The sequence below is a fragment of the Pseudomonas sp. ASL9 genome (assembly GCF_056680335.1).
On record NZ_CM155277.1, the window covers coordinates 2832736 to 2845000 of the forward strand.

The window sequence follows — 12265 nt, forward strand, 5'->3', positions numbered from 1 at the left end:
AGGGCCTGTCGCCGACGCGCGATCAGGCCCGATTGACCATCCTTACTTCCAGGGCGCCGGGTCACCAAACAGCTGACCTTGCACGCCTTCAATCCCCATCTCGCAAATGACCTGCAGCTCGCCGTCGGTTTCCACACGCTCGGCAATCAACGGCAAGTCGATACTGTGCGCAGCGCGTTGGATGGCTTCGATGAATAGGCGTTTGTGGCTTTCCTTATCGATTGCTCGAATATAACTGCCATCGATTTTCAAGTACGCCAATCCCAAGTGGGCCAGGTTGCCTATCATGCTGAACCGGCCACCGAAGCGTTGCACCGCCAAGGCAAACCCCAGCTCGTGCAGACGTCGGGTCAGTTGCTCCAGGACACTCTGTTCCGGCAACTGTTCTTCGCCAATTTCCAGGGTCAATCGAGGCCCGAAGCGAGCATGCTGCCTAAGGGTCTCAAAAGCCTGATTCAAGGCTCTTGAATCAGCAAGCGTAGCAGCAGAGAGGTTCAAGGCCAGGGCTTGATCATGCTGAGCCATCTGTTGCAGGACCAATTCGAGCATCAGTTGGTCCAGCCGCGTTGACCAACCGAATCGTTCGAGCCAAGGCAGAAAACGCCCCGCTGGAATAGTCTGCCCCTGCTCATCAAGCAAGCGTGATAGCACCTTGTAATGCAGCACCCGCTGGGGATTACGACTGTCCACTACGGGCTGGAAGAACAGCTGGAAGCGGCGCTGGGTCAGCGCCTGATCCAGCAGGTTGTTCCAGGCGTGGTGATCGTCGCCGAGGCTGATGGCAGCGCCGTACTCAATGCAGCTCCAGCTACGATCGCCCTCACTTTCAGCCTGAGACAACGCCTGGTCGGCAAGACCGAGCAACGCTTGCGGCGAATCGCCCGGGCTGTAAGGCGCCAGGCCGATGTAAGCCACGGGTGTAACATCCGACGCCCCAGTGGCTTGCAGGCTGAGCAACGTGCTTTCGAGGTTTTGGGCAAGCTGCAACGCTTCGGCGCGCATCATTTTGGGCGCCAGCACGGCAAATTCACCGCCACGGCTGCGGCTGATGAGGTTACTGGTCTCCGGGTAGCGGGCGCATTGTCGAACCAATTGTTCAGCCACCGCCTGAAGCAGCTGGTCCGTGTGTTTTCCACCTAGACGCTGGTTCAAACCCACCAGATCCTTGACCCGCAGCAACAGCAGGTAACCAGAGCTGGTCTCTTCCTGATTGCTGACCCGTGCGTTGAGCTGCATGTCGAAATAGCGACGGTTGGCCAGGCCAGTAAGGCTGTCCTGATAGGACTCTATCCGCAGCTTTTCACTGCGCTCAGTGCTTTCCTGAAACAGAGCTTTGAGCTTTTCCACCATCTGGTTCATGGCCTGGACCACGCGACGCAGTTCCGGGGTGCGCGGCAGCTCAGGCAGGCTGAGGAATTCGCGGCGGGCGATGGCGTGGGATTGCGCCACCATATAGTCAAGGGGTCGCAACTGCCTACGCAGCAGCAAAGCGCCAAGAATAGCGCTGACCAGACCACAAATCAGCAACCAGCCAAGACTGCCCAGCGCGCTATCCCAGAGTTTGGCCAACGCGAACATCGGATGGCTGACCACTTCAACGCGTGCCGCCTGCTGCCAGCCACGGCTGACGATTGCATCGCCACCCGCAGCTTCCAGGCCGATCAGTTTGACGAACCAGGCCGGCACTGAGCTGCTGTCGGGTGCGCCCATGCGCTCGACAATGGGCTTATCAGTGGCCAGATCGATGACGCGGATGCTCGAATAATAGCCACTGTCGAAGATCGAACTGACCATTAACTCGACCATCGTCGGGTCGTCGATATTCGGCGTCAATGACAACGCCAGGGACGTCGCCGCATCTTGCGCATGGGAACGCAATTGATTGACGTATTGTGCGCGCGAACTTTCCAGGCCGACCATGAAACTGCCGCTAAAGGCAATCACCAGGAACACACAAATAGCGATCAACAACTGTTTGAACAGAGACATCGGAACTCCTAGAACTCGGGCTCGGCCGGGAAGCCTTCGGCCTGCATTTTTCTCAACACATCCTGCCAGCGGGACAATCGTTTTGTGTCGCCCACTCTCTTATTGCCTTTGGCGCCCGGTAACCACAACCCTTCACCATTGAAGGCGTAGACCGGCAACAGGTCAGTTCGTTGGCTGGCGGGTTTGATTGCATCAATCAGGCTATCGAGTACCAGAGGTTCGGCATTCGGGCTTGGGTAATACGTCAAGACCATATGTGCACGGTTCAGACGCAAGGCTTTGACATAGGTGATCAGTAGTTTTTCGTTCGGCACGCCCAAGTGCCTGAGGCTGAAGTACTTGGCAATGGCGTAATCCTTGCAATTGCCAGCCCCCTTCCCGAGCGACTCAATGGGGGTAGCCCAATAGTCGATCTCATGCCAGTTATCGATGTCTTCTTCATAACGAATTTGGTGGTTGAAGAACTGATTGACCACCTCAAGTTTCTCTCTCTCACTGATTTGCTTCTCGGTCGATAACAGGCGCTGCCAAGCGTCGATCCGATGGCGACCCTCGCCCAGCGGACCATACAAGGCCTCAGCCCGGCGGCTGATCAAGGAAAAGTCCCAATCGGCATGCAGACTGCCCACCAGCAGCACACTGGCCAACAGCAACGCAATAAAGAGCCAACGCCCTAGTCGATGAACGTGCTCTGGCCAATAAAAAGCAAAACGTGCCGCCAATTGAAGTTAATCCGTGCGGTCATCCGAGAACCGGTCGATGGTGCGGGTTCGATCAGGAAAAAACAATGGCATCCTGCAATCATGTGCAGAAGAGCGTCTGCTCATACTGCCGCACTGAACAATGATCTATAAGGTGTCTATCCCAACATGCCAGCGCCGTGCTCAGCAACCTGAAAAGCAGTGGGTATAGTTCTGGTCTAAACTATGAAAAACCAAGTAAAACAGGCATTTCAGAGCGGTCTGATTACTTTTTTTGCAAGGTTTGACAAGCACTATGACTGTCTCTAGTGTGGGCTGGATCCAAAAAATAAAATTTGAATTTATAGAAGTATGGGCATGCAAAAAACCGACAAACAAAGCTTTTTGAGCAGCATTCTGGGACGTGAACAACTGCCTTCCCACGTGGCCAGAGCTGTCATCGAAGAAAAGCTGCGCAATGCCATCCTCGACGGGCGTCTACCCAGTGGCACGGCGCTGCGTCAGCAAGAACTGGCAACCCTGTTCGGCGTCAGTCGTATGCCGGTGCGTGAAGCATTACGTCAACTGGAAGCTCAATCGCTGCTGAGGGTCGAAACACACAAAGGTGCGGTGGTTGCGCCCCTGATTAGTGAAGACGCGGTCGATGCCTACGCGCTGCGCATCCTGCTGGAGTCGGAGGCGCTGCGCCTATCGATTCCTCATCTGGATGAAAACGATATAGCGGCAGCCAATAGCTATATCGAAAGGCTCGAAATCGAAACCGATTACGCCGAGATTGGCACTCTCAACCGCCTGTTTCATATGACGCTTTACGCCAAGGCGCCCAACCAAAGGTTGCTGCGCCTGGTTGAAGAGGGGCTCAATGAAGAAGAGCGTTTCCTGCGCTTCAATCTCTCAGAAATGGGCCTGGGCAAATTATCGCAGGACGATCACCGCGCATTGCTCAATGCCGCACGCGACAAAGCCATCGATACGGCCGTGGCACTGCTCGAACACCACCTTAACCGAGGTGTTGAAGCGGTCACCCGATATTTGGGGAGCCGTTCAGCTGCGCCACACAGTACCCCACCAGGTCGAGCAATTGCCGACCCACCCAATCAAGCCAAAGTACCTCGTACAACCGTTGGAAAAAAAGCCTGATCGTGTCGACTCAAGCTTAAATCAAGTCGCTCAGTCCCTCCCCGGGCGCAGCCCATGCGCCTTTCTTGCGACGCCCTCTCTGCCTCCCCCCATCTCTGACGTTCTCGTCCGACAAGCTCGTCTTGGTTAAAGCCAGCCCTATTCGGTTTCACGTCCTCATCTATCGCAAACTTTGCAAAGCACACAGGCAAGCTCCCCTCAGGAATCAGGCAAACTCGGACCATGGCGTTGAGTGCTACCGATAGGCTGATGGGATGATCGCCTACAACCCGAACTCCCACCGAAACCAGGGCTGAAATCTTAAAACCACAGGGCGCTATCCAAGGAGTTTGTCGAACGGGCAAGGACCGACCGGAAGGAGCACCAGGGTCGCCCGAAAATACGAAAATATAATTTCTCAATTATTTAGTAACTCTGAGTGAGGCATTCACTCATTAATAAATATTCTGACATTAATAAGTTGGAAGGGTTACTGACAGCCAAATAAAACCTAACCAACAGGTTTTATCAGGGACCTTATTGCTTAAAAAAGACAACACAATAAATAATATAGAAACAACTTGCCTGATGCTTTTGAAGTGCTTTAACTTTTCTCTCGTCGACACCGACAACTCAATGTACCCATTGAGATAGCGGACCGGGCATGCACCTGCAGCACGATTAGAGACAGGCACCCACGGTAGACAGTTGTTTATTCACAACTTCAACCTCGAGGCATTTACTCGCCTGAACTAAATAGAAGCACCCTGTATAGCGAGACGAATCATGCAACTAACCATTGTGACCAATCACAACTAAGGTATCCCCATGAATGGCCTGAAACTTATTCTCGATCGCAAAAAACTAGCACTCAGCAACCACCCCATTTTTGCTGAAATCGATTCAATTCATGTGCTGCGACGTTTCATGGAGACGCACGTATTCGCCGTATGGGATTTCATGTCCCTGACCAAGCGCCTACAGCAGGAATTGACCTGCACCCAACTTCCGTGGCTACCACCCAAGAACCCCAAGGCCGCGCGCCTGATCAATGAAATCGTGTTGGGCGAAGAGTCGGACGACAAATTGAGCCACGGCCATTACAGCCATTTCGAGCTCTACCTGGATGCCATGCGCGAAGTCGGCGCTAATACCTTGCACATCGAGCGCTTCGTGGCGCTGCAAAAAGAAGGCGTTAGCTACGAAACCGCACTGCAAAGCGTCGGTGCTGGCCAGGCCGCCTGCTGCTTCGTCAAACACACTCTCGACACCGCCTTGTATGCACCGGCTCACAGTGTGGCGGCGGCGTTTCTGCATGGGCGAGAAAGCGTCATCCCGCTAATGTTCCAGCGCATCCTCGACGATTGGGGCATCACCGTTGAGCAAGCGCCCACCTTTCGCTATTACCTGCAACGCCACATCGAAGTCGACTCTGAAGATCACGGGCCCGCGGCTGAAGAGCTGCTGGCACAGCTGGTCAATGGCGATGAACAACGTCAACACGACGTTTATGAAGCGGCCATCGCCGCAGTGGAAAGCCGGATGAGCCTCTGGGACAAACTGCGTGTGGGCATGCGTGCCGAACTGATGGAGGCAAACACATGAACGCCGAAGACTATCAGTCCATCGCTGATGCCTGGGAAGGCCGTGCAACGATTCGTACACGCCCTCGCCGGATCATCGAAAACGACGAAAAGCTGATCTACCCGCTCAGCCGCCAACCGCTGGTCCTCAGTGAAACGTTCACCCGAGAATGCGCGCACCTGCGCGATTTCACCCTGGTGCAAAGCCTCTACAAATTCATCAACGACGTGGTGATTTTCGAAACTGAAATCGTCGACAAGACCGCACGCAGTATTGCCAAGAATCACTTCGCGATTCGCTTCCCGTTCGCCTGTCGTTACGACGCCATGACCATCGTCGTGGATGAGGATTACCACGCCTTGGTCGCCATGGATTTCATGCAGCAAACCATCGCCCTGACGGGCATCGAACCCATCGAGCTACCCGGGAAAATCGAGCTGAGCCAAGCGATACCTGCCGCCCTCGCCTTGGCCCCCGATCATCTGCGCAGTGCTGTTGAGTTGATTTGCGTGGCCATTGCAGAGAACACGGTGACCAGCGACGTCGCCGCGTTTGCCAAGGACGATACGGTCAAGCAATCGATCAAGGGCATGATGGCCGACCACCTCCTGGATGAGGGACGGCACTCCGGCTTTTGGGCGCGACTGGTGCGTATCTATTGGCATACCGCGTCGGCGTCAGACCGCGAATACATTGCGCAGATCATGCCGGTGTTCATCCGCCACTACCTGACCAACGACATCCAGAAGGGTTTCGACTTCACGCTCATCGATCACCTGACGGTCGCCGAGCCGATCAAACAAGCGCTCAGGGATGAAGCCTTGGCCGTGGCCTTTCCGATCAATCGCCATCACCCGCTGGTGGGCAACATCGTGCGCTTCTTCAAAAGCAGCTCGATGCTCGAGTCGCCCTATGTGCAGCGGGCGCTGGCGGAGTATCTGCCTGGCGCTATGGCCAGCCAAGGACCTTCGCTATGAAACGTCTTGAGATTGTGCTGATTGGCCAGAGCCTGGTCTTGAACGCGTTGACTGCAGAACTGGAGGAGCATGGGCATCAAGTGCATCGTTTGGCAGATCAGCAGACGTTGGACCTGCGCCCGCTGACCGGTGCCTGCATGCTGATCGAAGATGGCAGCCTGACACTGACCCCACAGCAGGAAAAAACCGTTAGTGCCCTCGCTCAGTTGAGTTTACGCGTCGGGCTCGGCCCCATTACTGAGAACGGCTTGCCGCACTTGGAGTTGCTCTATTGGTTAGGTAAAGCCACCGGACAACGTCTGATATCGCGCCAATCACTGGCCATCGAGACCTCGGGCAATGGTCGGGCGTTGCGTGATACCGCGATTACGGCACTGGTTGAAACCGTCGCGCTGCACGTCAGCCGCCTCTCTCGCGATGCCGAGTATTTTCTTCAAGCACCCACTGTCGAGCCACCTGAAGCGGTGCAGCAAAAAGGGCTACGCGTTCTGGAACAACTGGCGTTCGAACACCGCTTCAACCGCACCGCTCAGCCTCATCTGCTAGCGATCGCCGAGCTACCGATGATTGAGCGTCTGGATCAGAGCCTGTTGCGGTTCGCCGCTCGAACGGCGCTGAACATCGGGGGCAAGCAGATCAGCTATAGCGCTCTGCATGCGCAAAGCCTGGCGATTCAACAACGGTTGCTGACCTTGCTGGCAGAGCGTGGAGTCGAGTCGGATGATGGCCCGCCCGTGATCGGCATCTGCCTGCCGAAATCAGCTGCGTTGTTTGCCGGGATCCTCGCCGTCCTTGGCTGCGGTGCGGTGTATTTGCCGCTGGACCCGAGTCAGCCGATCCAGCGTCAGCAGTACATTCTGGAGAACGCTGGCGCAGTGCTGTTACTCTATGACGGACAACATCCGCTCGGTGATCAATGGGCTGCGTTGGACATCAGCCAACTGGGCACGGATGACAGCGACCCCACCCGCTCACTGATGCACCGGCGCCCCGCCTGCGAGGCGCCGTGCATGGCGTTTTACACCTCGGGCACCACCGGCCACCCTAAAGGCGTGTTACTCAGTCAGCGCAACCTCAGTCATTTCACGGCCTGGTACGCCGAGCATGTGAGCCTGTCCGAGTACAGCCGCGTACTTCAGTTCTCGACGCTTAGCTTCGACTCCTCAGTGATCGACATCTTCCCGACGTTACTCAGCGGCGCGGAACTGGTGGTGCCCAGTGATGAGCAGCGCCGCGATCCGCGGCTGCTGGTCGAGTTGATTGGCCAAGACATCAGCCATGCGTTTCTCCCGCCGGCGATGTTGAGCATCCTGCCGCTGGAACGCCCCCTGGGACTTGAGCATCTGATGACCGGCGGCGACGTCTGCGAGCCGTGCGTCATCGAACAGCTGGCCGGGCAATGCCGTTTCTACAACCTCTATGGTCCGACCGAGGCGACGGTACTGATCACCTGTGGGTTGTTCCATGCGGACAGTAGCAATCGCAACCTGGGTCTGCCCATCGCCAACAGCCAGGTGCTGATCCTCGACGAGCAATTTCAACCCGTGCCCGAGCAGACGCCCGGCGAGCTGTATATCGCCGGGCCGGGCGTATGCCTGGGTTACCTGAATAATCCAACACAGACTGCTGAGCGTTACCTGAACCTGCAACTGCCTGGAGGCCGGAGCCTACGGGTCTATCGCACGGGCGACATCGGTAAATGGACCGACAGCGGCATCGAGATCTGTGGCCGGCGCGATAATCAGGTGAAGATTCGCGGCTTTCGCGTCGAGCCAGAAGAAATCGAACATTGCCTGCGTGGCAGCCAGTTGTATCGGCAGGTGGCGGTGGTCGTCGATGCGCAACGGCGGATTATGGTGTTTGTTGCCCAGCCACTGCAGGACCAACCCAACGTCGCTCGCCAGGCACTGAGGGCTCATGCCGAGCGAGCATTGCCCGATTACATGCGCCCCGCCGCGTACACCGAACTGATGAGCATGCCCTTCGCCAGCAATGGCAAGATCGATCGTAAGGCGTTACTGGCGCTGCCTGCCTCCTTCCTTGACGCGCAACCGAGGCGCCTGCCAGAAACGGCTGTGGAGCTGCAGTTACTTGATCTCTGGGCTGAGTTACTTGAGATGCCGTCTAGCGATATCTCCACGGAGGAAAGCTTCTTCAATCTCGGTGGTCACTCAATTCTGCTCTCACAGATGCTATTGGGGATTCGTGAACAGTTCGGGCGCAGCATCCCGATCAACCGTTTCATCGAGGCCCCGACACTGCGCACGCTTGCGGCACTGATCGATAACGACGGCGCACAATCGTCCACGTACACCGTCAGCGCGCAAGCACTGCTCGATGCCAATCCTGAGTTGGATATGGCGGTATTACCTATCAGTCAGTTGGGGGATGTGCACAAGGTGGTTGTCACCGGCGCCAATGGCTTTCTTGGCGTGCATATTGTCGAAGCCCTTCTTGATGGGGGCGCCAGTGAGATCGCCTGCCTCGTTCGTGAAGGTGGCGGGCAAAGCGCACACGCGCGCTTCGCTCAATCACTGCGGGAAAACCGCCTTGAGCATCTGGACCTGAGCAGGGTGACGGTCTACCCCGCTGACATCACTCAGCCGCAACTGGGCCTCAGCGCCGACGTATACGAACGCATCGATCGTGAGTTCGGCGTACTCGTGCACAACGCAGCCAATGTTAATCACGTTCAGGACTACGAAACGCTGATCAACGATAACGTCGAGCCCATTTTCGAATGCCTGCGTTTGTGTGAGGGCCGTAGCAAGAAAATCTTTAATTTCGTCTCGACGCTATCGGCCTGCAGCACCATCGACACAGCCGGTAACGTGCTGGAACAACCGGCCGCCGCAACCCCACCCATCTACATAAAAAATGGTTACAACCTCTCCAAATGGGTTGCCGAGCGCATCCTGCAACGCGCCAGGGACCAGGGCGTGTGGGTGAACATCTACCGGCCCGGCAACATCGCATTCAACAGCGTCACCGGCGTCTGCCAACCCCACAAGAACCGATTGATGCTGATGCTCAAGGGCTCAATGCAATTGGGCCAAGTGCCGGAGTTCGCCATGAACTTCGATTTGATGCCGGTGGATTTCCTCGCCCGTTTCATTGGATTTCATGCCAGCCGCTACCAGGCCAACCATGCGGTATTCAACCTGCACAACCCCGAACCGCTGAGTTGGGGAGGGTACGTTGCCGCGTTCCGTGATGCGGGGCGCCAGTTCGAGATGGTCAGCGTCGCGCATTGGCAAAAACAGCTCAGCCGAGTCGACAGTCAAAACGCGCTATTCGGGGTGCTGGGGTTTTATCTCGATGGCTTTGAAGAAGACATCGGCGACATCTCAATGATCCAGCACGACAACGCCAGGGCCGGTGTACGGCGTATGGGTGAATGCTATCCGCTAAAAACAGATGCACTGCTGCACAAAGGTTGCGACTACTTGAAAGAAATCGACTTTATCTAAACCAACCCGCTGGAGAACACTATGAACACCCTCAATACCCTGGAAAATCTACAACCGGACACACTGATCAAGAACCCGGACAGTTGTCGCGTGGTCTCGGCGGTAGAGGTGCCGAGCCGTTCGCAACACGTATGGGATATCGTCGGTAATTTCGCTGGTTTTCCGGAGTTCATTCCGGCGCTGGACACCTGCGAGATGACCGGAAACGGCGTGCGTTCGATACGCAAAAAGCTGTTCAAGGATGGCAATGTAGTGGTCGAGCAGCTTAACTCGCGCGACGATCATGCGCGTTACATGACGTGGTCGCTGATATACACCACCCTGCCTATAGGCAATCTATGGGCATCCATGACCGTGACAGCGCAGGGTGATGATCAGTGCATCGCGACGTGGACCATCGTCGGCGAGCCGTCTGCAGACTGGGCGGACTCTCTGCCAGCGTTTCAAGCATTCCTGCAGGGTTTTGCCGACGATGCAATGAACAACGTGCGCAATCTGTTCACCTGATGTCTGGCTATAACGTGCGAGCCGTACGTCGTGCGTTAGTCAGCCCCAAAAACAAAACCCCTGTCTGCGTGAGCAAACAGGGGTTTTGGAATTCAATCTTGACGATGACCTACTCTCACATGGGGAAACCCCACACTACCATCGGCGATGCATCGTTTCACTGCTGAGTTCGGGATGGGATCAGGTGGTACCAATGCTCTATGGTCGTCAAGAAATTCTGATGCCGATCCGTTACAGAGGTAACGTGTCAGCTAATTTCGATAACTTTCACTAAACGAAAACCCTGTCTGCATACGCAAACAGGGGTTTCGGAATTTAATCTTGACGATGACCTACTCTCACATGGGGAAACCCCACACTACCATCGGCGATGCATCGTTTCACTGCTGAGTTCGGGATGGGATCAGGTGGTACCAATGCTCTATGGTCGTCAAGAAATTCGGCTGCCGGCTCGTGGTGCTTGCGCGCAACGGGCCAACTAATGGGGATGTGATAGATTTGTGTGTTGGCTGCAAACTTTCGACTGTATCGTCTTCACACACATCAATCTGCTTTTCTCTCAGCAGATTGCTTGGGTGTTATATGGTCAAGCCTCACGGGCAATTAGTATTGGTTAGCTCAACGCCTCACAGCGCTTACACACCCAACCTATCAACGTCGTAGTCTTCGACGGCCCTTCAGGGGACTCAAGGTCCCAGTGAGATCTCATCTTGAGGCTAGTTTCCCGCTTAGATGCTTTCAGCGGTTATCTATTCCGAACGTAGCTACCCGGCAATGCCACTGGCGTGACAACCGGAACACCAGAGGTTCGTCCACTCCGGTCCTCTCGTACTAGGAGCAGCCCCTCTCAAATCTCAAACGTCCACGGCAGATAGGGACCGAACTGTCTCACGACGTTCTAAACCCAGCTCGCGTACCACTTTAAATGGCGAACAGCCATACCCTTGGGACCGGCTTCAGCCCCAGGATGTGATGAGCCGACATCGAGGTGCCAAACACCGCCGTCGATATGAACTCTTGGGCGGTATCAGCCTGTTATCCCCGGAGTACCTTTTATCCGTTGAGCGATGGCCCTTCCATACAGAACCACCGGATCACTAAGACCTACTTTCGTACCTGCTCGACGTGTCTGTCTCGCAGTCAAGCGCGCTTTTGCCTTTATACTCTACGACCGATTTCCGACCGGTCTGAGCGCACCTTCGTACTCCTCCGTTACTCTTTAGGAGGAGACCGCCCCAGTCAAACTACCCACCATACACTGTCCTCGATCCGGATAACGGACCTGAGTTAGAACCTCAAAGTTGCCAGGGTGGTATTTCAAGGTTGGCTCCACGCGAACTGGCGTCCACGCTTCAAAGCCTCCCACCTATCCTACACAAGCAAATTCAAAGTCCAGTGCAAAGCTATAGTAAAGGTTCACGGGGTCTTTCCGTCTAGCCGCGGATACACTGCATCTTCACAGCGATTTCAATTTCACTGAGTCTCGGGTGGAGACAGCGCCGCCATCGTTACGCCATTCGTGCAGGTCGGAACTTACCCGACAAGGAATTTCGCTACCTTAGGACCGTTATAGTTACGGCCGCCGTTTACCGGGGCTTCGATCAAGAGCTTCGCGTTAGCTAACCCCATCAATTAACCTTCCGGCACCGGGCAGGCGTCACACCCTATACGTCCACTTTCGTGTTTGCAGAGTGCTGTGTTTTTAATAAACAGTCGCAGCGGCCTGGTATCTTCGACCGGCATGGGCTTACGCAGTAAATGCTTCACCCTCACCGGCGCACCTTCTCCCGAAGTTACGGTGCCATTTTGCCTAGTTCCTTCACCCGAGTTCTCTCAAGCGCCTTGGCATTCTCTACCCAACCACCTGTGTCGGTTTGGGGTACGGTTCCTGGTTACCTGAAGCTTAGAAGCTTTTCTT

7 protein-coding genes and 3 rRNA genes (1 of these 10 cut by a window edge) are annotated in these 12265 nt (G+C 55.5%); 5 read left to right on the forward strand and 5 right to left on the reverse strand.

From position 1 onward, the window contains the following. Positions 1-42 precede the first annotated feature (42 nt). Both lapD and lapG read right to left on the reverse strand, forming a co-directional pair. A complete protein-coding gene (gene lapD, locus AC1ME2_RS12970; protein ID WP_480441676.1) occupies positions 43-1989 on the reverse strand; it encodes a cyclic di-GMP receptor LapD in 1947 nt (648 codons plus the stop codon). Positions 1990-1997: 8 nt separating this feature from the next. Beyond that, positions 1998-2711 carry a cysteine protease LapG gene (lapG, locus tag AC1ME2_RS12975; RefSeq protein WP_480441677.1) on the reverse strand — a complete coding sequence of 238 codons (714 nt, stop codon included), beginning with the start codon at positions 2709-2711 and terminating at the stop codon, positions 1998-2000. A 336-nt stretch (positions 2712-3047) separates the two neighbouring features. On the opposite strand from lapG, the gene AC1ME2_RS12980 reads away from it, so the two are divergent. The 5 genes from AC1ME2_RS12980 (at position 3048) to AC1ME2_RS13000 (ending at position 10347) form a co-directional block, all read left to right on the forward strand. Beyond that, a complete protein-coding gene (locus tag AC1ME2_RS12980; RefSeq protein ID WP_480441678.1) occupies positions 3048-3830 on the forward strand; it encodes a GntR family transcriptional regulator in 783 nt (260 codons plus the stop codon). A gap of 807 nt (positions 3831-4637) precedes the next feature. Further along, the gene (locus AC1ME2_RS12985; RefSeq protein ID WP_480441679.1) at positions 4638-5414 is read left to right on the forward strand and encodes a DUF3050 domain-containing protein; all 777 of its coding nucleotides are present in this window, start codon (positions 4638-4640) and stop codon (positions 5412-5414) included. Then, a complete protein-coding gene (locus tag AC1ME2_RS12990) occupies positions 5411-6370 on the forward strand; it encodes a diiron oxygenase (RefSeq protein ID WP_480441680.1) in 960 nt (319 codons plus the stop codon). The genes AC1ME2_RS12985 and AC1ME2_RS12990 overlap by 4 nt, the downstream gene beginning before the upstream one ends. Further along, positions 6367-9840: an amino acid adenylation domain-containing protein gene (locus tag AC1ME2_RS12995; RefSeq protein ID WP_480441682.1), complete on the forward strand. Its 3474-nt coding sequence runs from the start codon at positions 6367-6369 to the stop codon at positions 9838-9840. The genes AC1ME2_RS12990 and AC1ME2_RS12995 overlap by 4 nt, the downstream gene beginning before the upstream one ends. Positions 9841-9861: 21 nt before the next feature. Continuing rightward, positions 9862-10347, forward strand: coding sequence for an SRPBCC family protein (locus tag AC1ME2_RS13000; protein WP_480441684.1), 486 nt, complete (start codon positions 9862-9864; stop codon positions 10345-10347). Positions 10348-10443: 96 nt separating this feature from the next. Here AC1ME2_RS13000 and rrf (AC1ME2_RS13005) read toward each other — a convergent pair. The 3 genes from rrf (AC1ME2_RS13005) to AC1ME2_RS13015 form a co-directional block, all read right to left on the reverse strand. Beyond that, positions 10444-10559 (reverse strand): 5S ribosomal RNA (rrf, locus tag AC1ME2_RS13005). Positions 10560-10666: 107 nt separating this feature from the next. Then, a 5S ribosomal RNA gene (gene rrf, locus AC1ME2_RS13010) occupies positions 10667-10782 on the reverse strand. A gap of 147 nt (positions 10783-10929) precedes the next feature. Continuing rightward, a 23S ribosomal RNA gene (locus AC1ME2_RS13015) occupies positions 10930-12265 on the reverse strand; it runs 1555 nt beyond the window's last position.